The organism is Acetobacteroides hydrogenigenes (assembly GCF_004340205.1).
GTDB classification, from domain to species: Bacteria; Bacteroidota; Bacteroidia; order Bacteroidales; family ZOR0009; genus Acetobacteroides; species Acetobacteroides hydrogenigenes.
The window spans coordinates 51,171-76,139 of the sequence record NZ_SLWB01000009.1; the positions used below are offsets into that span (position 1 = coordinate 51,171).

Genomic DNA, 24,969 nt, shown 5'->3' on the forward strand with positions numbered 1-24,969 from the left:
ATACCATGAACAAAATAATAACCGTAGCGGCAGCTCTTTTGCTGTCGTCTACCGCCTTGCATGCGCAGGAGAGCGAGCTGCTTAAAAAGTATCGCACGATGGCCTTATCGTACAATCAGGATGTTAAGGCTGCCGATAAAGGTGTTGCCTACTACAAGGAGATGGAAAGTTCGGCTAAGGCAGATATGCTCCCAAAGGTGGCAGCCAATGCTACGGCTAGCTATGTAGGCAACCCAATGGAGCTGTCTATTACGCTACCGTCGCTTGGTGCGTTTTCATTTGAAGGAAAGCATGAAAACTACGGCACATCGGTATCGATGGTTCAACCAGTATATACCGGAGGAAGAAACCTCGAGCAGGTAAAGATTGCCCAAAAGGAAAGTGCACTATCGGAGGATCAGGCGGCGCTAACTCGTTCGACCGTTACCTTCGGAACCGACTACCGCTACTGGAATGCTGTTGCTGCGCAGGAGATGGTGGCAGTTACACAGCAGCTGGAAAAGTCGATGGAGAATCTGGTAAGGGTGGTGCGCGAGCGTGTTGATGCAGGATTGGTAAACAAGAACGATTTGCTAATGGCAGAGGTTAAGCTTAACGATGCACGCTTTCAGAGAAAGAAGGCGCAGGACAGCTTCGAGGTAAGCCGTATGGCGCTCAACTCGCAAATAGGCGTCAACCTAAAAGCTGCCACCGCAATTGATACTTCGATACCTGTACTCCGTTTAGCAGGGGACTTTGCTACCGAAGTTGAGGCTGCTTTAAACAATCGTGCCGAGGTACGTATGGCGCAGGGTAAGATTGCCATTCAGGAGTCTGCAGGTAAAGTGAAGGATTCGTACTATAAGCCCCAATTTTACCTTGGTGCAGAGGGGAGCTACTCTTCGCCGGGGTACAACTTTAAGCCGGATATGGATCCTAACTATGCGGTGTATGCAAAGCTCAGCATCCCTGTTTTTGAGTGGGGAAAGCGCAAGAGCAGCCGAAGGGCTTCGAGCATTAGGGTAGATATGGCAAAGGAGAACCTCAACAAGGTGACGGATAATGTTCGTTTGGAGGCGCAGAGCGCCTACTATAGCTACAGCCAAGCGGTAGAGCAGGTGGTGCTAACCGAGAATTCGCTTGAGAAGGCGAAGGATAACGAGCAAATGGCCCTAGATCGCTATAAGGAGGGAAACCTTTCTATTCTGGAGACGCTGGATGCTCAGCTGTACCATCAAATGGCGCAGATTAACCATATTCGTTCGCGTGCCAACGCGCAGATATACTATTCCGAGTTTCTTAGAGCATTGGGGAAATATTAAAATGAGTAGTTAGAAGAAGTTAGATGGGACTGTAGAAATGTTATCCCCTTCTAAAATCTATTTCCCTATTTTTGTATTAAACTCGGAATAAATGAAGTCGATTAAAAAGATATACAGCCTACTTGCCTACCTTCTTCTCTTTTCGGGGTTGGGAGGCTTCTCTTATCTGCTGCTTATTCGGGATGTGATTATGGCCAAGGGGCGTCCTGTTGATTTATCGCCAATTTGGATGCTAATGGGGTGTATCTTTTTCTTTAACATGCTGGGCTTTTTTCTGCTTCAGGTAAACAGCTGGCTAAATAGGAAGTTGCAATTCTTCTTTAAAAGAAAGAACATGCTTACTCTTCACTATGTGGGGATCGCAGCACTTCTTTTTCTGCTTAACTATGCGCTGCTGGTTTTTGTAAAGATGATGATCGAAGTTCCTACTCCTTTTAGAGTAAAGAGCGAGGGTTGGGTGTTGCTTATTGTTATATGGCTGGTGGAGCTGGTTATTGTGAGTTTGGTGCTGGTAAACCAATCGTTTCGGCAAACGCTTAAGCTGTACCGCGAAACGGCCATACTGCAAGAATCAACCACAAAGGCCCAGTACGTTGCCCTACAAAATCAGCTGAACCCTCATTTCCTATTCAACAGCTTAAACGTGCTTATATCGGAGATCGAGTACAATCCTCAGAGTGCAATTGAGTTTACCCGCAATCTTTCGGACGTCTACCGCTACATTCTTCAATGCCAGGATCAGCGGTTGGCGCTGCTGGGCGACGAACTCGATTTCCTGAACTCATACATCGTTCTGCATCAGATAAGGCTAGGAAACTGCATCATATTAGATAATAAAATTGATAAAAAACTATACGATAGAAAGGTGCCACCGCTAACGCTTCAGCTGCTTGCGGAGAATGTGATAAAGCATAACTTTATTAGCATTAGCAAGCCCGTTAGGATAGAGCTGTCGTACTCCGTTGAGGATGATATGCTAATGGTGAGCAACGAGCTGCACCCCAAAAAGGATGAGCCGAAATCGGGGAAGGGACTTCAAAATCTTTCGAGCCGATACCAGCTGATATGCAATAGGACTATTGTTGTAGAAAAGAGCGATACCCATTTTACCGTTAAAACGCCATTGCTGTATGATTAGTACTACCAAAGCAGTGATTATAGAAGATGAGATTCCGGCAGCTCGACTGCTGAAGAGCATGGTAGAAGCGATTAGGCCCAGCTGGGAGGTGGTTGTACTTCCCGGAAATATCGAAGAGTCGGTGGAGTGGTTTAATAGCAATCCTCATCCAGATATCATCTTTCTGGATATTCAGCTATCGGATGGCAACTCGTTTATGTTTATCGAGCAAGCTAAACCGGAGAGCATGATCGTTTTTACCACCGCCTACGACGAATATGCCGTACGCGCCTTTTCGCTAAATAGCATCGACTACCTGCTAAAACCCATACATAAAGAGCGACTACAGGATGCCATTGTTAAGTTCGAGAACCTGACCTCACGCTACATCAAGGATTTTAACGAGAATAGCCAGATGTTGGAGGTACTGCAGTCGCTTTCGAATACCGAGAAGCGCTACCGTACAAGGTTCCTGATTTCGGGTGTCGATCGCCTTTTCACTCTTCAAGTAAACGATATTGCCTACTTCTACTCGGAAAATAAGGAGACTTTTGCTGTTACAACTAGCGGAAAGGAGTATATCATCGACTTGTCGCTCGATAAGCTGAGCGAGCAGCTCGATCCTGATCGCTTCTTTAGGGCAAACCGACAAACAATGGTGAGCATTGATGCGATACAGAAGATTGAGCCCTACTTTCAGAATAGGGTTTCGGTTGCCGTTCAACCGCCATTTAAAAATAAGATTCTGGTTAGCAAGGAGAAAATTACAGCGTTTAAGCTGTGGCTTAACTACTAAGGAATAAATTGATAAAAGAATAGAAGAAGAATATTTATCGATTTTTTCGAGTCTAGAATAAGCCTAAATACACCATTCCTTAGAAATTCAGTTCACCACATTATGTAGCCCAGTAAGGAATGATAATCGCCATGCTGAACGCAAATTTGTTTAGAACGAGTAGGCCAGCCCTGCCGTGATGCTATAGGCTTGATGCGCATCATCGGTAACCGATTTTCCTGTTTTGGTATCCACCGCTGTGATGGTAACATCGCCGTTGAAAAGAATGGAGTACTGCAGCCTCAGGTATAGCTGGACGTGGCTCACGATTAAGGACTGTTTAGCGCCTAGGGTGATGGCCGGAACGTACTGGCGGTTTTTACGGGTAACGTTGTAGTCGAGCTCTTGGAAGGTTTTTTCGCCATCGGAGCCGGTACCAATGGCTATGTTTTCCTGGTAGCTATCCTGATACCGCCCATCGTAAAAGCCTAGGGAGACGCCTCCCTCCAGCTCGAAGGGGTGGTATATGCCCACCATTGCTTGGCCTAGCTGACCGTTAGGGCCTCCTTCTCGCAATCCGCTAAGGGCTCCCCGTTGGTTCAGCGCGTAGGATAAAATAAGTGGGATTCTGTAGAATCGGCTGCCATTCCAATTACTGAAGTTCGCAACGGAAAATCCGCTATTTACGGCTAAACGAGAGGTTGGGTAGTAGGCTGCGGTGACGCCTATGGGAAACCCAAATATGCCCTCGTAGTAGGGTTCGCCGCTGCCCTTGCCTGCTGCGTAAAAGCCAAACTCGGTGCCCACCGCGTACTTTTGGGCTTTTAGTGGGAGTGCCGACAGGGCAAGTAGGGTGGCTAGGATAAGATGCTTCATGGCTAATGTTTTAATTTTCTTGTAAGGTAGATGTACGATCAAAAATCTTTCGAATATAGTAAAAGGGAATCACGTATCACGAAAGAGGAACAAGGAAGCGGCTGTCATTCCCTATTGCTCTGTTAGGTGAAGGTTCCTGCCCTTGCTAAGCGTAGGCTCTGCCTACGCTTTTGCTGCTTGCGGCCTTCGGCCGCTTTAAAAACAGGCCGGAGGCCTTGTCTACCCGAGTGTAGCGAGGACGCTACACTCAGCGGGAGATTTTCACCTGCCCTTCCACCACCCATGTAGGCAATGCCACTTAGTTGCATCTAACTTCCTTAATTACAGAAAATCTTACCTCTTCTTACTTTTTTGTTTGGGCAAAAAAGTAAGCAAAAAACCCTTGGTGAATATTAACTCGCTCGGTCGCGCTACAGCGTTATTCCCCTTTGTAGAATAAGTGCTGCTGTCATCCAAATCGCTTTAAATGTGCGTATAGAAGTTCCGCTCGCTCAAACAAGATATTCACCGTGGTGGAGTGGCTTCGCCACGTTGTCTACGGTAGAGCCACCGATTTTCAGTTAACGGTAGCATCCCGACATTTACCTAACATCCAAATTAAGAGCAAATCTATTATTAAGCTGATCACATTGCCCATGGAGGGTTTAATCAGGTTCAATCATGCGCTGGTGCTTGATATCTATCCTTTCCTTTCTAAAATATGGTATTACATACCCTTATTTTGTCGGCTATGGGTTGTGCCACTGCCAAACAAGAACTTGTACTACTTACCGAGGCGACGATCTGCCCGATCATCTTTTTTTGAAAAAAATTATCCTGCCCTGTAACAATACTCCGCCGGCTGCATCAAAAGGCAAACTTAAAAAACAAGAACCATGAAAAGACTAGCATTTGCAGCAATCGCCATCCTAATGGCATTTACAGGATTCTCTCAAAAGAACGCTATTCGCGTTGAAGTTACCGGCAAGGGCTCTCCCGTTATTCTGCTTCCCGGATTTGGATGCCCCGGCAGCGTGTGGAACGAAACGGTAGCCGAGCTGAAGAAGAACCACGAGTGCCACATGGTAACCTACGCCGGATTCGATGGTGTTGCTCCAGTAGACACGCTTTGGTTGCCTACTGTTGAGAAGTCGATTGAGAGCTACATCAGCGAAAAGGGGCTAAAGGATGTAACCGTGGTTGGACATAGCATTGGCGGCACCTTTGGTCTGATGCTCTGCAAAGCGCCTCAAAGCAGGGTTACAAGATTGGTGGTGGTAGACATGCTCCCCTGCATCGGAATGGTGATGATTCCGAACTTTAAGCCAGAGTACGTTACCTTCGATAATCCATACAATAAGCGGATGCTGGCCATGGATAATGCCGCCTTTGGTGCCATGCAAAAGCAGATGGTTGCCAACATGTGCGCCGACACGCTCCGCCAGCGTCAGATTGCAGAATGGATGATGAAGGCCGACCGCAAGACCTACGTTTACGGCTATACCGAGCTGATGCGCACCGATCTTCGCGAAACCGTTAAGGATATCCAACAGCCTGTGCTCGTACTTGCGGCAGGTAAGTACCCAACAAAGGAGCAGATCGTGAAGATGTACGACGAGCAGTACGTCAACCTAAAGAATAAAACCGTTAAGTTTGTTGACAACTCGGCGCACTTCGTAATGTACGATCAACCCGCGGTGCTGCTAAACGAGCTAAAGGGATTTATACCTGCAAAACGATAGCATAGGAATGGAACAAGATATCTTTCAAGCCATCTACAACCAGCACTACCCAAGCATATACCGCCTATGCTTGGGCTACGTGAGGGGCAACGCTGACCTTGCTGCCGATCTGGCCCAGGAGGTTTTCATCCGGGTATGGGAGAAGCACGACGAATTCAAGAACCAAAGCCAGGTATCGACGTGGCTTTACCGAATAGCGGTTAACTGCTGCCTCACCGAGATCCGCAGAAGCAAGAGCTACCAAAACCGGATACAGAACTACCAAGCGCCAGAGGGCGACTCGGCAGAGAAGCAGCACAGCGATCAGGAGATACTACAGCAGTGCATCGCGCAGCTCGACGAGCCCGACAGAGTACTGGCCATGCTGATTCTCGAAGATCTGCCTCAACCAGAAATAGCCCAAGTGCTGGGATTAAGCGAGGGAAACACGAGGGTAAAAATCCACAGGCTAAAGGAGAAGCTCCGCACCGCCTACCAAACCAAGGTTGCCCAGAACGTTTAAGATCAATTTAAAAGAAACGAAGATGAACGAATTTGAAGATATGGTATCGGGCTGGAAGAAACAAGCCGTACCAACCCCCAAAAATAGCGCAACCGCAGTTGCAGGCATTGCAAAAAAGAGAGTGAAGAGCTCGCGCCAAAAGCATGCTGCCACCATCATGGTGTTAGGAATTACCCTGATAGTGCTGGTCGCATTCGCCCTAATAACCAAAGGGAATAGCAGCCACATTGCAAAGGGCATCCAGCTGATGATCGGAGCCCTGCTTATCCGTATCGGGGTAGAGTGGTTGAGCATTATGCTGCTGAACAAGCTTGATGTTACAAAGGGAACCACCGAGTACCTTAAGATGCTGACCTCGTTCTACAACACCCGTCGCAAGATACACGGAGCGTTTACCTACATCATCTTTGGCCTATACGTAGCGGGATTCTGCATGATGCTACCGCTGTTCAAGGCAACCCTTCCTGCATGGTTCTTCACCTACATTTGTATATCGGGCATCGTGATATTTGGAGTGCTGATCTTCTATATTCGCAAAAAGACCAAGCAGGAGCTAGATGAACTAAAGAAGGCAATGAACGAGGTTGCTGCAATAAGCAATGCGCTCGAAGAGGAGTAAGTTAATTTATTAGGCTGAAGCGATGATGCTTCAGCCTAGGCGTTGAAGAAAATAAGTAATGACGATTTAGCGACTACGACTTGTTGTAGAAAAAGCCCCCCAACCCTACCCACTCAAAAGTAGGGGATTACGTACCACAATTAAATATTTCTCGATTTTTTTGACTTCGTCATTCCTTTTTCTCCCTCTAACTTTAGAGATAACATCTTCTCCGATGCCTCCCCTATCTACTAAACCTAGATTAACTCAAAAAGGTCGGAATTACAAGAATTTGGGATTCATGAGGTACTACCCGAGGGGAATGCTGCTCTTTTTTCGTACTTTTAGCGGCTCAGATAACAACATTTCAATCAATTAGCGAAAAATATGTCGAACAGGAGCAATCTGGAGCAAGCGCTCCGCCGCAGGGTACTGGTGCTTGATGGCGCAATGGGTACACAAATCCAACGCTTTAAGCTTACCGAGGAGGACTACCGCGGCAGCCGATTTGCTAGCATAGCAGCACGGGTTAAGGGCAACAACGACATGCTGGTGCTTACCCAGCCACAGGTTATTGCCGCCATTCACGAGGAGTACCTGCAGGCAGGTGCCGATATCATCGAAACCAACACGTTTAACGCCAACGCCATCTCGATGGCCGACTACGAGATGCAGGATTTGGTGTACGAGATCAACCTCGAGGCCGCCAAGTTGGCCAAGCAGGCATGTGAGAAGTACTCGACTGCCGAGCGTCCCCGCTTTGTTGCCGGCTCTATGGGGCCTACCAACAAAACGGCATCGATGTCGCCCGATGTGAACAACCCCGCCTACCGCGCCATCAGCTTCGATACGCTGGTACGCGCCTACTACGAGCAGGTTCGTGGTTTGGTAGATGGTGGCGCCGACATGCTGCTGGTTGAAACTGTTTTTGACACGCTAAATGCTAAGGCAGCCCTATTTGCCATAGAGCAGTACAACGACGAGCACGGCACCGATATTCCCGTTATGGTATCGGGCACCATTACCGATGCTAGCGGACGCACCCTGTCGGGACAGACCGCTGAGGCATTTCTGGTATCCGTATCGCACGTAAACCTGTTAAGCGTAGGGTTCAACTGCGCACTTGGTGCAAAGCAGCTACGCCCCTACATCGAAACGATTAGCGCGAAAGCGCCTTTCCACATAAGCGCCCATCCTAATGCCGGGCTTCCTAACCAGTTTGGCGAGTACGACCAAAGTCCGGAGATGATGGCCGAAATCATAGAGGAATTCCTAAAGGATGGTCTACTGAACATCATCGGCGGATGCTGCGGCACCTCGCCAGCCCATATTGCGGCCATCGCCAAGGTGGCAGAGAGGTACGCACCTCGAGAGATGGTTAAGCGCGATCCCGTAACCACCTTCAGCGGATTGGAACCAGTTAGCGTAACCAAGGAGTCGAACTTTGTAAACATCGGCGAGCGTACCAACGTGGCCGGATCGAAGATGTTTGCCCGATTAATCCGCGAGGAGAAGTTCGAGCAGGCGCTATCGGTTGCCCAAGGACAGGTGGAGGGCGGCGCACAGCTTATCGACGTGTGCATGGACGATGCCATGCTCGACGCCAAGAGCGCAATGGTAAACTTCCTCAACCTTATCGCTTCCGAGCCAGAAATTGCTCGTCTACCTATCGTCATTGACTCCTCTAAGTGGGAGGTGCTTGAAGCTGGACTTAAGTGCGTACAGGGAAAATCGGTGGTAAACTCCATCAGCCTAAAGGAGGGCGAGGAGGAGTTCATCCGCAAAGCTAAGCTCGTGAAGCGCTACGGTGCCGCCACCGTGGTGATGCTCTTCGACGAAAAGGGGCAAGCCGACACCTACGAGCGCAAGATTGAGATTGCAGAAAAATCGTACAAGATACTTACCGAAAAGGTAGGATTCCCACCACAGGATATCATCTTTGACCCCAACATTCTGGCTATTGCCACGGGAATCGAGGAGCACAACAGCTACGGCCTTAACTACATCAAGGCCTGCGAGTGGATTAAGCAGAATTGTCCCTACGCCAAGATTAGCGGCGGGGTGAGCAACCTCTCGTTCAGCTTCCGCGGCAACGACACCGTGCGCGAGGCCATCCACTCGGTATTCCTCTACCACGCCATCAAGGCAGGTATGGATATGGGTATTGTTAACCCCGGGATGCTTCAGGTGTACGACGAGATTGAGCCAGATTTGCTGAAGTTGGTGGAAGATGCCGTACTCAACCGCCGCAAGGATGCCACCGAACGCCTTTTGGTGTATGCCGATAAGGTTAAGACGCAGGCCAAGGGAGGCGAAGAGGAGCACAAGAAGGATGCTTGGCGCGAGCAGCCCGTTGCCGAAAGGCTTAAGCATGCGCTGATAAAGGGCATCACCGACTATATCGATGAGGATGTAGAGGAGGCTCGCCACAACTACCCTGCTACGCTTCACGTTATCGAAGGTCCGTTGATGGACGGCATGAACGTGGTTGGCGACCTATTTGGCGCCGGGAAGATGTTCCTGCCCCAAGTGGTAAAGAGCGCCCGCGTGATGAAAAAGGCCGTTGCCTATCTAACCCCCTTCATCGAAGAAGAGAAGGCCAAGAGCGGCAACCCATCATCGGCGGGTAAGGTGCTTATGGCAACCGTTAAGGGCGACGTGCACGACATCGGTAAGAATATCGTGAGCGTAGTGCTTGCCTGCAACGGCTACGAAATCATCGACCTAGGCGTAATGGTTCCTGCCGAAAAGATTCTGGAGGCAGCCAAGGAGCATAACGTTGATGTGATCGGCCTAAGCGCGCTTATCACCCCATCATTGGAAGAGATTATACACGTGGTTCGCGAGATGAAGCGTCAAGACTTCAACATCCCCGTATTCTTTGGGGGAGCAACCACCAGCAAGATACATACTGCCGTAAAGATTGCGACCGAATACAACAGCGGAGCAATTTACGTTAAGGATGCCTCACGCGCTGTGGGCGTGGTGCGCAGCCTTATCTCGGAGAACAGAAAAGAGTACATCGACAAGGTTAACGAGGAGTACACCCATATGCGCGAGGAGCACAATCGCCTCCGTAGCGCCAACGAGTACGTTTCGCTTGCCGATGCTCGCGCTAACCGAGTAAAAACCGATTGGGCAACTTTACCTATCGCTGAGCCTAAGCAGAAAGGAACATTTGTTCTTGAGGATTACTCGCTCGAAGAGCTAGCGAAGTACATCGACTGGACCTACTACTTCTTTGCATGGGACATTACCGGAAGATATCCAAAGATATTCCATGATCCCGTAAAGGGCGAGGAGGCCAAGAAGCTTTACGAAGATGCTCAGGTGATGCTTAAGCGAATTGTAGAGGAGAAACTGTTTACCGCAAATGGCGTTTACTCTATACTTCCTGCTAACAGCATCGAAGAGGATGTGGCCCTGTACAACACCAAGGGCGATGAGGTTACCCGATTCCACTTCCTCCGCAATCAGGAGAAGCGTACCGAGGAGGCTAAGCCAAACTACTCGCTTGCCGACTATATCGCGCCACTCGATAGCGGCCGTAAGGACTACCTTGGAACGTTTGCCGTTACCGTTCATGGTGCCGATAAGCTGGTAGAGGAGTTTAAGTCGATAGGCGACGACTATAGCGCCATCATCGTAAAGCTGCTTGCCGATAGGTTTGCCGAAGCTTTTGCCGAGCGTCTGCACGAACGTGTACGCAAGGAGTTTTGGGGATACTCTGCTGCCGAGGAACTGCCACTTGAGGAGCTACTCCATGAGGATTACCAGGGAATTCGCCCAGCTGCAGGTTACCCATCGTGCCCCGAGCATAGCGAAAAGCGCACCTGCTTCGACCTGCTTGAGGCAGGAAAGAATATTGGTGCTAAGCTAACCGAGAACTACGCCATGTACCCCGGAGCATCGGTTTGTGGATGGTACTTTGCCCATCCCGAATCCATGTACTTTAACCTTGGCCGCATAACCAAGGAACAGGTGGAGTTGTACGCGCAGCGTAAGGGTGTAAGCGTAGAGGAGGCTGAGAGGTTGCTGAGACCGAATTTGGGATATTAGATTATTCAACACAGAGGCACAAAGCACACAGAGATACACTGAGAGTATTTGTAAAAAACTGTGCTCTCTGTTCCTCCGTGCCTCTCTGTGCTAAAAGAAAAAGAGAATATGAAAGTTATCGACATCATAAACAGGTCGCAATCGACGCTATTTACCTTCGAGCTGCTACCGCCGCTCAAGGGGGCATCATTTAGCGAGATAGAGGAAACCATCGAGCCGCTGCTTCCCTACTCGCCTTCGTACATCAACGTTACCTACCACCGACCAGAGGTAGTGCTTCGCGAACAGCCTAGCGGCTTGCTGGAACGGAGAATCATAAAGAAGCGCCCGGGAACCGTTGGCGTATCGGCAGGCATTAAGTACAAGTATGGCATTGATGTGGTGCCCCACCTTATCTGCGGTGGCTTTACCCGCGAAGAAACCGAGGATGCGCTCATCGACCTCAACTTTTTGGGAATCGACAACGTGCTTGCCCTACGTGGCGATGCCGAAAAGGGCGCTCACGGCTTTATGCCCGAACCCGGAGGCAACAAGCTCGCCGTAGACCTTGTTAAGCAGGTTAACGACCTTAACCACGGCAAATATGTTGATCCAGAATCGACCAACATCCAGAAAACAGACTTCTGCATTGGCGTAGCAGGATATCCTGAGAAGCATTCGGAGGCGCCCAACCTGGAAACAGACCTTATGAGCCTAAAAGCGAAGGTAGATGCTGGCGCCGACTATATCGTTACTCAGATGTTCTTCAACAACGCCAAGTTCTTCGAGTTTGTAGAGCAGTGTAGAGCCATTGGCATTACCGTTCCAATAATTCCGGGATTGAAGCCAATCTCGCTGAAGAAGCACCTTACCATGCTTCCTCAGATCTTCCACATCGACCTTCCACAGGATTTGGTGGATGCCGTTAACCGATGTAAGAACAACGAGGAGGTCCGTCAGGTGGGCGTTGAATGGGGAATTGCGCAGAGTAAGGAGCTAAAGGCTGCCGGAGTTCCGGTGCTGCACTACTACACCATGGGCAAGCCAGACAATATCGAAAAAATAGTAAAGGAGGTTTTTTAAACCTCCTTTTTAATTCCTACTAAGAATAGCGTTGTTGGGTTATTTTACTTAATGGGGATATTTATAGAACCCTCGTCTCCTTTTATGATATTTTCGTCCCTAAATATAGGAAGGCATTCCGACCAAGCCTTCTCAAGAGCTTGCGTAAAGAAGACCTGCTCTTGCGCCCCTGATATGGCGTACTTCCTATCGAACACAAAGAATGGAACACCCTGAACGCCGAGTTGTCCCGCCTCCTCTATCTCCCAACGCACCTCTTCCATAAACTGATTACCGGTAAGCATCTGCCAAATAGCGTTTACCTCAAGCCCTACTTCGGCACCAATTTTGGCAAGCTCGTTGAAATCGTTGAGATCTTTACCATGGGTAAAGTATGCAGCAAAGAGCTGTTCCTCCACCTCCTCCTGCAATCCGTAGCTTTTTGCAAGATGCGAGAGCCTATGCGCATTAAACGTGTTGCAAACAACGGCATTGTTCAGGTTAAACTCTATACCATTATCTCTCGCCAGCTGAGAAACATGCCCATATATACTCTGAGCCTCTACCTCAGAAATCTGCTTACGCTCGGCGAAGTGGGACACAACGCTTTTGCCTGGCTCTGGCCGTACATCAGGCGCCAGCTGGTAGCTCTTCCACTCCACCTTAACCCTATCCGCATGCGGAAAATCTTTAAGCGCTGCATCTAGTTTTCGTTTGCCTATGTAGCAGAAAGGGCATACAACATCTGCCCAAATTTCTATCTTCATCATCGTACTCTACTTTAACCGTTTCTATTAAAACAACCTTACACCTAAAATGGCATAGGCAACATTCCGTTTTTAATGGATTTTTTACCTTTAAGAAATTTTTCTAGGATGGAGAACCTGATCGAATACGGATACATTGGACTTTTTCTTGCCTGCTTTCTGGCAGCAACGGTTATTCCGCTAAGCTCAGAGGTAGTATTCATTGGTCTTCTGATTGCCGGGGCCAATCCGATTTATGCTACTATTATTGCCACCATTGGAAACACGTTGGGCGGCATGACCGGATACCTGCTTGGCTACCTCGGCAAGTGGGAGTGGCTCGAAAAGTACTTTAGGGTAAAGGAGGAAAACCTCGAAAAATGGAGCCGAATTGTAAAACGATACGGATCGACCATGGCCTTCTTTGCTTGGTTACCGTTTATTGGCGATCTCATTCCAATAATCCTTGGACTTATGAGGGCTTCCTACCACAAGGTTCTGCTGTTTATGTCGCTCGGCAAGCTTACCCGCTATGCGCTTTGGGCCTACATTACCGTAAGCGGCGTTAAAATATTTGGCCAGCTAGCCTAGCTGATAGATGGTCTTTGTGCCAAATTCTACCGGCAGCATCCGAAAGTTATTCGCAACTATGTTGTCAAACAGGCGTCAATTGCACTCTTTTTTTGACTAAGGCTGTAACATTGCTCAAACAATTCCGTCAACTACAAAAGCGCAGAATAAAAACCTATACAACGCAATTCTATGAAGAAAATGCTACTATCGGCCTTCGCTCTTGCACTAATCTGCAACGTTAGCTTTGGCCAAGCAACCGCTAAGGTTGATCCAAAAGATCCTGCATACAGCTGGGATTTCACCCACATTTACCCAAGTTGGGATGTTTGGCAGCAGGAGCTAAAAGCGTACAGCGAGCTTACCCCAAAATTCCTCGAGTATAAGGGTAAGATTTCGAAAGATCCAAAGGCCCTTCTCGACTACATTAAGCTATCGGAGAAGGCTGGACAAATAGGCTCTAAGCTGTTCTGGTACGTTCGCCTTCAGGGGGATGTTGATGGCAAGAACCCTATTTACCGCGCCAAGCAGCAGGAGCTCCAAACCGTAAGCATCGAGATGAGCAAGAACAGCACTTGGTACTCTTCCGAGCTGGCAACAATCCCCCAAGAAACCTGCAACAAGTGGATGAGCGAAATGCCTGAGCTGGCCATCTACAAGCACGACTTTGACGACTTCTACCGTGAGCGTGCCCACATCCTCGACGAAAAGACGCAGAACATCCTAAACGAGTACAGCCGCTCTCTTGGCGCTCCATTACGCATCTACAACTCGCTGGCCATTGCCGACATCGAGTTCCCAAAGGTGACGCTATCAACCGGCGAGGTGGTAACCGCATCGCCAGCCGTGGCATCGCGCATCTACGCTACATCCAACAACCAGGAGGATAGGCTTAAGGTGGCCAACGCCAACCGCGAGTACTACTACAAGAACCGCAATACCTTTGCCGATATCTACCTAACCAAGATGCAGAATAGCGTAGCCGGATCGAAGCTGAGCAACTACCCAAGCTGCCTAGAGGCAACCCTTTCGGGCAACGACATCCCAAAGGATGTTTACCTAACCCTGCTTAAGGTAGCCCAAAGCAACGTGGCCCCACTTCAAAAATATTGGGATCTGCGCAAGCGCGCCCTTGGCCTTACTAAGTACTACGGTTCGGATGCTGCAGCCGAGTTGGTAAACTTTAGCCGCACCTACAAATGGGACGAGGGGGTAAGCATCGTTAGCAACGCCCTTCAGTTTATGGGCAAGGAGTACTACGATAGCTTTAAGCAGATGCTTGGCCCTGGCCGTATCGACGTATACGAAAAGCCCGGAAAGCAAACGGGAGCCTACAACCTTGCCCTTTACGGCGTTCACCCTTACGTGCTGATGAACTGGAACGAAACCCGCGATAACGTATTTACCCTAGCCCACGAGCTTGGCCACTCAGTTCACGGAATTCTATCGCACAAGTATCAACCCTACACCTACTCGGGAAGCAACTCGATGGTTGCTGAGGTTGCCTCAACCTTCAACGAATGCGTGCTGCTCGACTACATGCTGGCCCAAGCTAAAGATCCAAACGAAAAGATCGCCCTACTCGTTCAGGCTATCGACAACGTTGCCGGAACCTTTTACCGTCAGGTTCAGTTTGCCGATTTCGAGTACACCATGCACACCATGGTGGAGCAGAACAAGCCGCTTAACGCCGACATTATGGCAAAGGTTTACGGCGAAATCGACGCCAAGTACAACGGTCCTGGTGTTGAGCAACCCGAAAATCTAAAGTACTCCTGGCCCCGCGTGATGCACTTCTTCAACTACAACTTCTACGTGTACAACTACGCAGTGTCGTTTACCGCTTCGAACGCCCTTTACAGCAACATCACAAAGGCTAAGAGTAAGAAGGAGGCTGACGCGGCCAAAGAGCGCTACCTGAATCTGCTTAAGAGCGGTGGAAGCGACTATCCCATCAATCTTTTAAAGAAGGCCGGTATCGACATGACCAAAGAGGAGTCGTACCTTACCGTTACCAGCCGCATGCAGCAGCTGGTAGACCAGCTCGAAAAGGAGCTTAAGGCTATCGGTAAGATCTAGTAAGATATACTTCGAAACAAAGAAACGCTACCTCCCAAGGGTAGCGTTTTTTGTTGTAAGTCCCGAACCGTTTGGGAACGGATACCATAAAAGAAAACACGCCCTATCCACCCCCTACCTCCGCCAGCGGGGGATAGTACTATTCGGGGTAACACCAATTCTTTAACTTCTTTATCTTCCATTTTGTTATACTAGAGATGATACAAAAAAGCCCCCATTGCTGGGGGCTAAACCTAAATATTCACATATGGCACAACCTCACGGCTGGATATCTTCATTCTTCTTTTTCCTTTTCCGTGCGGCAGCGCGCAGCGCCTCGCGCGTTGCCAGCTCCTTGTTCAGCGTGGACACCCTGCCGCAGAACTTGCTCCACCGCTCGTCGTCCTCCTCCATCAGCTTGGCCTGAAGGTAGACCATGAACACCCGCACTGCCTCCTCGAAGTCGTGCCTAACCGTTGATGCCGAAAGGATATGCATTTTAGCCCCTCTATCACCGTCGCTTAGGCGCTGGCAGCGCGCAAACTCCGACTCCAGCTCCTCGATCTGCGCCACTTTTTTCTCCAACCCCAGCTGGCTGATGGCCGCCGCGCAGCTGGGCGACTTCAGGTCCACAAGCAGCTTGTTAAGGTAAGCCGACTCGCCCCCTGTCGAACCTCGGGTGAAGCTGCTGCCGTAGTGCTCTATCAGCGCCACCAGCGGCTTGGCGGCCTCCTCCTCGTCGGCAAAGCCCGAGCAGGCGGCGCTCTGAATGGCCAGCACCAGCGAGCGGTACGAGCGGTCGCGCCGCCTATCAATATCGCGCAGCTCCTCGGTGTAAGCGTTCTTCCGAGGCTTGTACCTTCCGTCCGACAGCTTCTCGTGGGCCTCCGTAAGCCGAAGATAGGGCTTCGAGGTCAACAGCTCGGGTAGGGCCAAGCTCTCGGCGGCCGAAATTAGCGCATATCCGTACCCGATCTCGTCGTCGAGCTTTGTGCGGGCGAGTGCAACTGTAAGCTTCATGCCAACTCCTTTTGTAGGTTGATGCTGATCGATGGCGGTACCTTTACCGCTCAGGCACATTTGTACCCTATGCCTTGTCAAAGGCCCCTTTCGCGTCGGAGGTTTGGGTAGGACGACACCAAGCTCCAAAACCTTGCTCCTCGGAAATGGGTAAACGCCTCGAAATTCGTTTCCGAGTATACTCGGAAATCATTCCTCGGCTTCAAAATTGTTTCCGAGCATGCTCGGAAATATCTCTGCAGCCTAAATCGCATTTCCGAGCATGCTCAGAAGTATTTCTTGAACTAAAAAGTACTTTCCGAGTGCGCTCGGAAATGATTCCAAAGCGTAAAATACATTTCCGAGCATGCTCGGAAAGCATTTTTGCCTCCTGCTACCTTTTCCGACTACCGGATGTGGGGACTTTTTCAAAGACCAGCATCCCAAATTTAACGAATTTTCTATTTCAACGGATCGGGTAGTGGTTTTTCTGGATGGGGTTGGCAAAAAAGGGCGCGGCACACCCAAAATGGCGGCTGCTGCAGCCCACACGGAAAGCCCCCGGATGCTGCCGACAAGCGGCAGCAGCATCCGGGGGCTGGGGATATTGAGAAACTATGGTGACGTAAGCATAAATGCTTGAAATGAAACCTTAATAGGTTAACGTAAGGTTAAAATTAGCACGATTCCCCTCCTTTTTAAGGAGGGGTCGGCGCAGCCGGGGGTGGTTGGTGATGGTGGGTAGTACCTAACTATTCCGATTTAAACCACCCCGCCCTTCGGGCACCCCTCCTTGGGAAGGAGGGGAATATGCCCTGTACATCCTTTGTCTATAACATCAAGCCCTTACGTAGAATTGACGTTTAAGTGACTGTGGCTATATACGGAGCAGCTACCTCTTCTTTCCGAAGGGCATCATGTCCTTCAGCGACGGCATCTCCATAACCTGGTACTCCGTCATGTCGAAGAGCGAGGCGCTGGGCTTGTCGGTGCTGATCTCCTTAACCAGAATGGTGGATACGCTGCCGTTTTCCTTGCTGGTTACCACCGTTTCGAGCGAAGCGCCCTTAACGTTGCCCCACCCGTTGCCCGAGGCGGCCTGCTTGCGGCCTTTGCCCATGTTCATGTTGGAGTAGGCCATCAGCTTGCCGAGGCTGAACTTCAGGTCGTTGGTAACCCACATGTCCATGATGGCGGTGGAGGTTTCGGCGATCACCTTACGGCAGAGGTAGCCGTTGATGGTCTTGGTCTCGTTGGTTTGGGTGATCTTGGGCCGCTCGATCTTGGTGGTGTCGAGCATTTCGTTGATGTTGTCGTAGGTTTTGCGCATGGCCATCTTGCCGTCCTTGCCGCCCATCAGGATAAAGAATACCTGCTGTTGAGGCTTAAAGAGGATTCCAAGCTCGGCATCCTTACCCTTTTCCTTATCGCGGATTTGGGGCTTCATCAGCACCTCGCCGTTTAGGAAGTAGTAGGTAACATCCATCGATTCCTTAAGGTCGGTGCCGCTAATGTTAAGCACCATATGCCCGTTAAAAGTCTCCTGCGCGCGTAGGCCAACGGCGGCCAACGCAGCTAGCACGAGGAGTAAAAAGATCTTCTTCATAGCGCGTTTGTGTAAGGAAATAATTACTTAAACAACAATCATCGTCCATTTTCTGTACCAAATATTGGCTAAAAAAAGGTGAAGAAGCGGAATTTCGATTTTTGATGAAGGGTAGCAAGAGACCTGACCGGTTTTGAAAACCTGTCAGGTCTAGTAAACCCGACTCCCTCAAGGCCTGCTACAGCATAAAAAATTGGGAAGAGATGCGCGCAAATTGGAAATTAATCGTAATATTGCGATAAATATAGCTACAATGGGAACATCAAAGTACGATTTATACTCCGACGAGGAGCAGCAGGTTGCCAGGTACGCCAAGGCGCTTTCGCATCCGGCGCGTGTTGCCATCCTGAGGCTGCTCTATAGGAAGCAGACGTGCATCTGCGGCGATATCGTCGAAGAAATTCCCCTTTCGCAGAGCACCGTATCGCAGCACCTCAAGGAGCTTAAGGATGCCGGGCTGGTTAAGGGCGATATCGATGGCGTAAAGGTGTGCTACTGCATCAACGAGGAGGAGTGGAACAACGCCCGTAGGTGCTTCGGCAGCCTGCTTGGCGAGTATACCGGCATCAACAGCTGCCAGTAAAAATTTTTAGACAAATTCATCGTGATTTTACGATAAAGAAAGTTGAAGGACACAAATCAACCAAACCCAAATACTTCAAAAAATGGAAAAAAGATTGCTAGACCAAAAGCAGCTGTCGGCCGACGAGGTAAAAGAGCTCGTAAGGAGCAAGTACAGCCAGATTGTGCTACAAGGCAAGGAGGATAATGCGGCATCGTGCTGCGGCTCGGGTTGCTGTAGCAGCGAGGCGTACAACATCATGAACGACGACTACTCGACCCTCGAAGGCTACAACCCCGATGCCGACCTTAGCCTAGGCTGCGGATTGCCCACCCAGTTTGCCAAGATCAGGAAGGGAGATACGGTTATCGACCTTGGCGCGGGTGCCGGAAACGACTGCTTTGTTGCCCGTCACGAAACAGGCCAAACCGGTAAAGTAATCGGCATCGACTTTACCCCTGCCATGGTTGATAAGGCGCGCGCCAATGCCGCAAAGCTGGGCTTCGGCAACGTGGAGTTCCGCCTTGGCGACATCGAGCACATGCCGGTTGACGACAGCACAGCCGATGTTGTGGTGAGCAACTGCGTGCTCAACCTGGTGCCCAACAAGGAAAAGGCAATTAGCGAAATCTACCGCGTGCTAAAGCCTGGCGGCCATTTCAGCATCTCGGATGTGGTGCTGGTTGGCGATCTTCCAAGGTCGATTCAGAATGCCGCCGAGATGTACGCCGGATGCGTTTCGGGAGCCATTCAAAAGGATGAATACCTTGGAATAATCGAGAGGGTAGGCTTTAAGAGCATAACCATTCAAAAGCAGAAGCAAATCGTTGTTCCCGACGATATTCTTGCAAGCTACCTCTCCAGCGAAGAAATCGACAATTTCAAGAAGAGCGGGACGGGTATATACAGCATTACCGTTTACGCTGAGAAGAACTAGTAGTGTAGCGTAGAGACAAGGCATACCTTGTCTCTACGCTACAACAAACTAATTATACCATGAATATCAGTATTGATCCCGTAAGACCAGAAAGTATAGAGGAGGTTAAGAGCCTACTTGCAGCCAATAACCTGCCAACGGCCGATATCTCCGATGATGCCGTTTTGCTATTCGAGGCTAGGCAAAGCAACGAGCAGGTAGGAACAATTGGCCTAGAGAAGTACGATGGCGCAGGGCTTATAAGGTCGTTAGCCGTAAAAGATGGGCTTAAGGGACTAGGAATAGGAGAGAAGCTGGTAAACCACCTGCTCGATTACTGTGCATCCGAGCAGGTAACCGAGCTGTACCTGCTAACAACAACGACAGAGAAGTACTTTGAGAAGTTCGGATTTCAACAAATCAGTAGGGATATGGTTTCGGAAGAAATAAGGCAGACCCGCGAGTTCAAAGACATCTGCCCCTGTTCTGCTGTAGTAATGCACAAACCACTTTAGCGAATTCTTAGCAAACTAGACCATCTTGATACGTGTGTCTTGATACATGATACTAAAAACACGAAATATGAAAGTTCTCATTCTTTGCACCGGCAACAGCTGCCGCAGCCAAATGGCGCACGGCTTTTTGCAGTCGTTCGATCCAAACCTCACCGTATGCTCGGCCGGAACCGAGGCTTCGGGGAAGCTTAACGAAAAGGCCGTTGCCGCCATGAAGGAGGCTGGCATCGACATCAGCCATCACACCTCCGATTCGGTTGAGAAGTACCTCGACGAGGAGTGGGACTACGTGATTACCGTATGCGGAGGAGCCAACGAATCGTGCCCTGCCTTTACCGGTAAGGTTAAGCACCGCCTACACATCGGCTTCGACGACCCATCGCACGCCACCGGAACCGACGAGTTTATCTGGAGCGAATTCCTACGGGTTCGCGACGAGATTAGAGCAGGCTTCTGGAAATTTTACAACGAGAATATAAAGAGCATTTAATACATAAAATCTCAAACATGGAAAGTACCATCAAAAAGCTATCCTTCTTCGACCGTTTCCTAACGCTATGGATATTCCTAGTTATGTTTGCCGGAGTAGTAGTAGGATACTACACTCCAGGTATCTCGAACTTTTGGAATTCGTTGAGCTCAGGAACGACGAATATCCCCATTGCCATAGGTCTAATTCTGATGATGTATCCGCCATTGGCAAAGGTCAAGTACGAGAAGATGCCGTTGGTGTTCAAGAACCTTAAGCTGCTCAGCTTGTCGCTCACGCAAAACTGGATTGTAGGCCCTCTGGTGATGTTCCTTTTGGCCATCGTCTTTCTGCATAACCACCCCGGACTTATGGTTGGGGTTATTCTTGTGGGGTTAGCTCGCTGCATAGCCATGGTTCTGGTTTGGAACGACCTCGCCAAAGGCGATACCGAGCTGGCAGCAGGGCTGGTGGCCTTCAACGCCATTTTTCAGGTTTTTCTGTACTCGGTTTACGCCTACATCTTCATCACTTTGCTACCACCGATTTTTGGGTTAAGCGGTGCTGTTGTTGAGGTTTCCATATCCGAAATCGCAGTAACTGTACTAATCTACCTAGGAATACCGTTTGGCTTAGGCTTGCTCTCTAACCTCATTCTCAGAAAGCTGAAGGGCAGCAGCTGGTACTTCACAAAGTTTATCCCTAAGATATCGTGGCTTACCCCAATAGCCTTGCTCTTTACCATCTTTGTGATGTTCTCGCTTAAGGGCGAAAAGATTATTGAGCTACCTGCTGATGTGGTTAGAGTCGCCATTCCGTACACCATTTACTTTGCGCTCATGTTCTTTGCCACCTTCTTTATTGCACGATGGATTGGCGAGGGATACGAGAAATCGACCACGCTGGCCTTTACTGCCGGAAGCAACGATTTTGAGTTGGCAATTGCCGTAGCCATTGCGGTGTTCGGAATTAACTCGCAGGCCGCCTTTGCTACCGTAATCGGGCCTTTGGTTGAAGTTCCTGTGCTAATTCTGCTCGTTAACGTAGCGCTGTTCTTTAAGCGAAAATATTTTGCGCAAAATAAGTAGCAGCCTAAAACAAGGAAATGCAGCATTCAAACCACCCATTATTGATGGGTGGTTTTCTTTTATCCGAGGATTTAAACCGAGGCAACCCATATTTTCAACAATAATGCGCTGCACTTTTCGTTTAAATAAATATATTGCAGCCAATTGTACTGCATACCTAAACAATAGCAACCCACAACGATTCCCTAAAGATAATGAGGCTGAGAAAGCTGCTCTTCATCCTTCTACAAACAGTTTGTACCGTTGGAGCCTACGGTCAGCTATCGGGTAGCATCACCAATAAACAAGGAGATCCCATACCCTACGCCAACATTTACGTAGAGGAGCAGATGCACGGAACAGCATCGGATGGCAGTGGACGCTTTTCGCTTCACCTTAACCCAGGAACCTATACGGTAAACTTTCGGGCTATTGGCTATAAGCCACAAACGCAAACCATTAATATTGGGAATCGAGAAACCAAGATTGCCGTTGTGCTCGAAGCAACAGCGTACGACCTTAAGGAGATTGTAATATCGAACAAGAATAACCCTGCCAACCGAATAATGCGCAAGGCCATCTCCAACGGCCAGCTATACCTGAGCAAGCTCGACGGCTACAACTCCAATGTCTACTTTAAGGCTAATGTGCTTTTTTCTAAAATGGCCAGCTACATTAGGTGGATAGCCCCAAAAGATAGCAAGCTGCCCATCTCAGGCAAAACCTATACCATGGAGTTGGTAAACATGCTTACCTACAAAGCGCCCGACAGCTACACCCAAAAAACGATATCGTATCGAACCAACTTTCCTGGAGACAACTTCGACATACCAGGAGTAGATATTTACCGAAGTAACATCTATAACGATCAGTACTACGATACCCCTTCTCCAATGGGCCGACAAGCCTTTTCGTGCTACAAGTTCCACCTAGTGGCCACCACCGTACAGGATGGTACCACCATCTACAAAATAGGTGTTGCCCCAAAGCGCTCCTCTGGGGTATTCTTCAAAGGTTTTCTCTATATCAAGGACAACACCTACGAGATTACCAATGCCGAGATGGAAACCACAAACGGTTTGATCAAGATTCACCTCAGCATCAGCTACGACATGGTGAAACAAACCGTTCCGCTCCCCACTTCCATCAGCATAAAGGTAGGAGGAAGCCTTATGGGAATAACCTTTTCGTCGAATATGGTTTCTTCGGTAAAGTACAACAGCGTAGCGGTTAAGAAGGGCACATCACAGCCATCCGATAAGCCCATAGCAGCACAAAGCACAGCTAAGCAAAATAAAGCCAAGCCCACAAAGCTGCATGCCATAGAAAAGAAGATTGAAGAGCTGTCGGCAAAGGACAACCTAACGGCAAAAGAAACGAGGCAAATTGTAAAGTTGGTTGAAAAAAAGCAGGAACTCGAAGATCCGCTCAAATCAATGGAGGAGAAAAGCCTTAAAGTGGAAAAGGACTCGCTCTTCAACACACAGGACACTAGCTACTGGAGTAGGATTCGTCCCATTCCCCTGTCGGACGAAGAGCTGAAGTACAGCCACGAAACCGACTCGATAACAGCAAGAATTCCCAAAGGAATAGCAGCACCCAAAGATACCACAACCAGCAAAGCCCGATGGAAAGCAAAAGCGGTAATTCTGGGAGGCTCCATCTACACTCGAGGAAACTTTAGCGTAGCATCTTCGGGTTTTATAGGAAAAAACGCCAGCTACTTTACCCCTGTTGATGGCTATACCATTGCAAATAAGCTCACGCTTAAAACAGTAATAGATACCAACAAACAGTTCACAATTTCGATGAAGCCAATATACTCTACCGTTAGGCAGATGCTAATGGGCGAGATGGCAACAAGATTCGACTTTGCCCCCCGCCACATGGGCTTTATTGAGCTTTCGGCCAAAACAGCAACGGCCGATTTCAATATAGAGCAACCCATAAACCAAATGCTCAACACACTTGCGTGCCTATACTTCAAAAAGAGCTACAAAAAGGTGATGGACACTAAGGAGGTGAACGCAAAGCTACAGTTAGAGGTCGCCAATGGACTATCGGTAGGTTTAGGAGCACGTTTCGACAATCGCACGCTAGTTCAAAACAACATCAACCATTCGCTATTTACCTCCAACTCGAACTTCGAGAGCAATACTCCCGAAAACATATACCTCGACAGCTACCCGCTATCGAACTACAACCAAACGACTATGCTGCTCAACATCAGCTATACGCCAATGCCACGCTATAGGTTCGATAGGAATGGATACAAACGCTACACCTCGTTGTACTGGCCAACGGTAAACTTAAAGATAGAAAAAGGGCTTAACGTTTGGGGCAGCACAAGTTCGTTTACGAACGTGGAACTTGGTACAACTCAAGCCGTGGAAATCGATATGTTTAACCACGTATACTACAAGGCTAAAGCAGGCAAATTTGCCAAGGCCAAAGGAATGCAGCTATCCAACTTCTACTTCCCGAACACAGCATACTCCACAATAGAGCTCGAATCGACCAAAAACTCCTTTACCCTACTCCCCTACTACCGTTTTGCAACGCCTACCGAGTATGCAGAAGCCCACGTGTGCTACGAAGCGCAAAGCATCCTCCTTAAACACCTCCCCTTCCTTTCAAAAAACCAATTCACCGAGAATATCATGGTTGGCTACTACACCACGGGCAGGTATAGAAACTATACCGAGATAGCCTACGGGCTCGATAAGCTCTTCTTCGTAGGAGGAGTTTCTGCAGTTGCCAGTTTCGAAAACGGGAAATACTCCGGATGGGGTATACGCGTTTACCTAAACCTATCATCGGGTTCTGGGATACAGATAAGGTAATCCAGCATACGCTCATTTACCCGGCAGAAATATTGAACAAAGATTTAAGCCATCCTGTTAGTATGTAGACACTCCAAGGCTTGGGGTACAAGAAACACGAAAATAAACTTCAACATGAAACAGCAGAATACGATGGCAAAGATCAACCCTTACATTACCTTCAACGGTAACTGCGAAGAAGCATTCAGCTTTTACAAGTCGGTATTTGGTGGAGATTTTACCCACATTGAGCGCTACAAGGATATGCCGGCAAACAGTCATCTACCAAAGTGCGAAACCAATAAAATTCTGCACATTTCTCTACCAATAAGCTCCGAAACCATTCTTATGGGAAGCGACACATGTTGGGAAACCGACACTGAATTTGACACCGAAGCCCGCTTTGGAGATAATATATCGCTATCGATAAGCGCCCAAAGCGAGGAAGAAGCCACCCAAATTTTCAATGCTCTTTCCAACGGAGGACGCATTAATATGCCTCTTCAAAAAACGTTCTGGAATGCCTACTACGGTATGCTAATTGATAAATTCGGCATTAACTGGATGATAAGCTACGACTACCCAAAGAACTAAAAGGGGATGTTCTATTACTAGTTGGCCTACCTGTCAGTACTATTATATTCAGAAA

At 48.9% G+C, this 24,969-nt stretch carries 21 protein-coding genes; 17 read left to right on the forward strand and 4 right to left on the reverse strand.

Annotated elements, in window-relative coordinates; all coding sequences use genetic code 11:
• Positions 1–5: 5 nt before the first annotated feature.
• The 3 genes from CLV25_RS10050 (at position 6) to CLV25_RS10060 (ending at position 3,214) form a co-directional block, all read left to right on the forward strand.
• Complete coding sequence (locus tag CLV25_RS10050; RefSeq protein WP_131839520.1) at positions 6–1,301, forward strand: TolC family protein; 1,296 nt, start codon at positions 6–8, stop codon at positions 1,299–1,301.
• Between the two features lie 91 nt (positions 1,302–1,392).
• Positions 1,393–2,439, forward strand: a complete 1,047-nt coding sequence (locus CLV25_RS10055; RefSeq protein WP_131839521.1) for a sensor histidine kinase — start codon at positions 1,393–1,395, stop codon at positions 2,437–2,439.
• Positions 2,432–3,214 carry a LytR/AlgR family response regulator transcription factor gene (locus CLV25_RS10060; protein ID WP_165877058.1) on the forward strand — a complete coding sequence of 261 codons (783 nt, stop codon included), beginning with the start codon at positions 2,432–2,434 and terminating at the stop codon, positions 3,212–3,214. The genes CLV25_RS10055 and CLV25_RS10060 overlap by 8 nt, the downstream gene beginning before the upstream one ends.
• Positions 3,215–3,364: 150 nt before the next feature.
• Here CLV25_RS10060 and CLV25_RS10065 read toward each other — a convergent pair whose 3' ends face one another.
• Positions 3,365–4,069, reverse strand: coding sequence for a hypothetical protein (locus tag CLV25_RS10065; RefSeq protein WP_131839522.1), 705 nt, complete (start codon positions 4,067–4,069; stop codon positions 3,365–3,367).
• Between the two features lie 875 nt (positions 4,070–4,944).
• Between CLV25_RS10065 and CLV25_RS10070 the strand changes: the two genes are divergently transcribed.
• The 5 genes from CLV25_RS10070 (at position 4,945) to CLV25_RS10090 (ending at position 12,011) form a co-directional block, all read left to right on the forward strand.
• The gene (locus tag CLV25_RS10070) at positions 4,945–5,790 is read left to right on the forward strand and encodes an alpha/beta fold hydrolase (RefSeq protein WP_131839523.1); all 846 of its coding nucleotides are present in this window, start codon (positions 4,945–4,947) and stop codon (positions 5,788–5,790) included.
• A 7-nt stretch (positions 5,791–5,797) separates the two neighbouring features.
• Entirely contained in the window at positions 5,798–6,292 is a 495-nt protein-coding gene (locus tag CLV25_RS10075) for an RNA polymerase sigma factor (RefSeq protein ID WP_131839524.1), read from the forward strand.
• A 22-nt stretch (positions 6,293–6,314) separates the two neighbouring features.
• Positions 6,315–6,911 carry a hypothetical protein gene (locus CLV25_RS10080; RefSeq protein WP_131839525.1) on the forward strand — a complete coding sequence of 199 codons (597 nt, stop codon included), beginning with the start codon at positions 6,315–6,317 and terminating at the stop codon, positions 6,909–6,911.
• A 366-nt stretch (positions 6,912–7,277) separates the two neighbouring features.
• Positions 7,278–10,949 carry a methionine synthase gene (metH, locus tag CLV25_RS10085; protein WP_131839526.1) on the forward strand — a complete coding sequence of 1,224 codons (3,672 nt, stop codon included), beginning with the start codon at positions 7,278–7,280 and terminating at the stop codon, positions 10,947–10,949.
• 108 nt (positions 10,950–11,057) lie between these two features.
• On the forward strand, positions 11,058–12,011 hold the full coding sequence (locus tag CLV25_RS10090) for a methylenetetrahydrofolate reductase (RefSeq protein WP_131839527.1): 954 nt from the start codon (positions 11,058–11,060) through the stop codon (positions 12,009–12,011).
• A gap of 44 nt (positions 12,012–12,055) precedes the next feature.
• On the opposite strand, the gene CLV25_RS10095 is transcribed toward CLV25_RS10090, so the two are convergent.
• Entirely contained in the window at positions 12,056–12,760 is a 705-nt protein-coding gene (locus CLV25_RS10095; protein WP_131839528.1) for a DsbA family oxidoreductase, read from the reverse strand.
• 105 nt (positions 12,761–12,865) lie between these two features.
• Between CLV25_RS10095 and CLV25_RS10100 the strand changes: the two genes are divergently transcribed.
• On the forward strand, positions 12,866–13,327 hold the full coding sequence (locus tag CLV25_RS10100) for a YqaA family protein (protein ID WP_207895630.1): 462 nt from the start codon (positions 12,866–12,868) through the stop codon (positions 13,325–13,327).
• 171 nt (positions 13,328–13,498) lie between these two features.
• Positions 13,499–15,385, forward strand: coding sequence for an oligoendopeptidase F (gene pepF / locus CLV25_RS10105; RefSeq protein ID WP_131839530.1), 1,887 nt, complete (start codon positions 13,499–13,501; stop codon positions 15,383–15,385).
• Between the two features lie 258 nt (positions 15,386–15,643).
• On the opposite strand, the gene CLV25_RS10110 is transcribed toward pepF, so the two are convergent.
• Positions 15,644–16,465 carry a DUF6261 family protein gene (locus tag CLV25_RS10110; protein ID WP_207895632.1) on the reverse strand — a complete coding sequence of 274 codons (822 nt, stop codon included), beginning with the start codon at positions 16,463–16,465 and terminating at the stop codon, positions 15,644–15,646.
• A 790-nt stretch (positions 16,466–17,255) separates the two neighbouring features.
• Positions 17,256–17,969 (reverse strand): DUF4412 domain-containing protein, encoded by a 714-nt coding sequence (locus CLV25_RS10115; RefSeq protein WP_131839532.1) that lies wholly within the window; start codon positions 17,967–17,969, stop codon positions 17,256–17,258.
• Positions 17,970–18,222: 253 nt separating this feature from the next.
• Between CLV25_RS10115 and CLV25_RS10120 the strand changes: the two genes are divergently transcribed.
• The 7 genes from CLV25_RS10120 (at position 18,223) to CLV25_RS10150 (ending at position 24,914) form a co-directional block, all read left to right on the forward strand.
• Positions 18,223–18,552, forward strand: a complete 330-nt coding sequence (locus tag CLV25_RS10120; RefSeq protein ID WP_131839533.1) for an ArsR/SmtB family transcription factor — start codon at positions 18,223–18,225, stop codon at positions 18,550–18,552.
• Between the two features lie 82 nt (positions 18,553–18,634).
• A complete protein-coding gene (locus CLV25_RS10125; protein WP_131839534.1) occupies positions 18,635–19,468 on the forward strand; it encodes an arsenite methyltransferase in 834 nt (277 codons plus the stop codon).
• Positions 19,469–19,527: 59 nt separating this feature from the next.
• Positions 19,528–19,962, forward strand: coding sequence for an arsenic resistance N-acetyltransferase ArsN2 (arsN2, locus tag CLV25_RS10130; protein ID WP_131839535.1), 435 nt, complete (start codon positions 19,528–19,530; stop codon positions 19,960–19,962).
• Between the two features lie 67 nt (positions 19,963–20,029).
• Positions 20,030–20,452: an arsenate reductase ArsC gene (locus CLV25_RS10135; protein ID WP_131839536.1), complete on the forward strand. Its 423-nt coding sequence runs from the start codon at positions 20,030–20,032 to the stop codon at positions 20,450–20,452.
• Between the two features lie 17 nt (positions 20,453–20,469).
• Positions 20,470–21,519, forward strand: coding sequence for an ACR3 family arsenite efflux transporter (arsB, locus tag CLV25_RS10140; RefSeq protein ID WP_131839537.1), 1,050 nt, complete (start codon positions 20,470–20,472; stop codon positions 21,517–21,519).
• A gap of 194 nt (positions 21,520–21,713) precedes the next feature.
• Positions 21,714–24,341: a DUF5686 and carboxypeptidase regulatory-like domain-containing protein gene (locus CLV25_RS10145; RefSeq protein WP_131839538.1), complete on the forward strand. Its 2,628-nt coding sequence runs from the start codon at positions 21,714–21,716 to the stop codon at positions 24,339–24,341.
• A gap of 114 nt (positions 24,342–24,455) precedes the next feature.
• Positions 24,456–24,914, forward strand: a complete 459-nt coding sequence (locus CLV25_RS10150; RefSeq protein WP_243649625.1) for a VOC family protein — start codon at positions 24,456–24,458, stop codon at positions 24,912–24,914.
• Positions 24,915–24,969 lie beyond the last annotated feature (55 nt).

Coding starts and splice junctions, on each gene's coding strand:
- pepF (WP_131839530.1), top strand. CDS start 13,499: ATGAAGAAAATGCTACTATCGGCCTTCGCTCTTGCACTAATCTGCAAC.
- CLV25_RS10120 (WP_131839533.1), top strand. CDS start 18,223: ATGGGAACATCAAAGTACGATTTATACTCCGACGAGGAGCAGCAGGTT.
- CLV25_RS10055 (WP_131839521.1), top strand. CDS start 1,393: ATGAAGTCGATTAAAAAGATATACAGCCTACTTGCCTACCTTCTTCTC.
- CLV25_RS10150 (WP_243649625.1), top strand. CDS start 24,456: ATGAAACAGCAGAATACGATGGCAAAGATCAACCCTTACATTACCTTC.
- CLV25_RS10065 (WP_131839522.1), bottom strand. CDS start 4,069: ATGAAGCATCTTATCCTAGCCACCCTACTTGCCCTGTCGGCACTCCCA.
- CLV25_RS10100 (WP_207895630.1), top strand. CDS start 12,866: ATGGAGAACCTGATCGAATACGGATACATTGGACTTTTTCTTGCCTGC.
- CLV25_RS10090 (WP_131839527.1), top strand. CDS start 11,058: ATGAAAGTTATCGACATCATAAACAGGTCGCAATCGACGCTATTTACC.
- CLV25_RS10060 (WP_165877058.1), top strand. CDS start 2,432: ATGATTAGTACTACCAAAGCAGTGATTATAGAAGATGAGATTCCGGCA.
- arsN2 (WP_131839535.1), top strand. CDS start 19,528: ATGAATATCAGTATTGATCCCGTAAGACCAGAAAGTATAGAGGAGGTT.
- metH (WP_131839526.1), top strand. CDS start 7,278: ATGTCGAACAGGAGCAATCTGGAGCAAGCGCTCCGCCGCAGGGTACTG.
- CLV25_RS10115 (WP_131839532.1), bottom strand. CDS start 17,969: ATGAAGAAGATCTTTTTACTCCTCGTGCTAGCTGCGTTGGCCGCCGTT.
- CLV25_RS10135 (WP_131839536.1), top strand. CDS start 20,030: ATGAAAGTTCTCATTCTTTGCACCGGCAACAGCTGCCGCAGCCAAATG.
- CLV25_RS10070 (WP_131839523.1), top strand. CDS start 4,945: ATGAAAAGACTAGCATTTGCAGCAATCGCCATCCTAATGGCATTTACA.
- CLV25_RS10050 (WP_131839520.1), top strand. CDS start 6: ATGAACAAAATAATAACCGTAGCGGCAGCTCTTTTGCTGTCGTCTACC.
- arsB (WP_131839537.1), top strand. CDS start 20,470: ATGGAAAGTACCATCAAAAAGCTATCCTTCTTCGACCGTTTCCTAACG.
- CLV25_RS10075 (WP_131839524.1), top strand. CDS start 5,798: ATGGAACAAGATATCTTTCAAGCCATCTACAACCAGCACTACCCAAGC.
- CLV25_RS10095 (WP_131839528.1), bottom strand. CDS start 12,760: ATGATGAAGATAGAAATTTGGGCAGATGTTGTATGCCCTTTCTGCTAC.
- CLV25_RS10145 (WP_131839538.1), top strand. CDS start 21,714: ATGAGGCTGAGAAAGCTGCTCTTCATCCTTCTACAAACAGTTTGTACC.
- CLV25_RS10125 (WP_131839534.1), top strand. CDS start 18,635: ATGGAAAAAAGATTGCTAGACCAAAAGCAGCTGTCGGCCGACGAGGTA.
- CLV25_RS10080 (WP_131839525.1), top strand. CDS start 6,315: ATGAACGAATTTGAAGATATGGTATCGGGCTGGAAGAAACAAGCCGTA.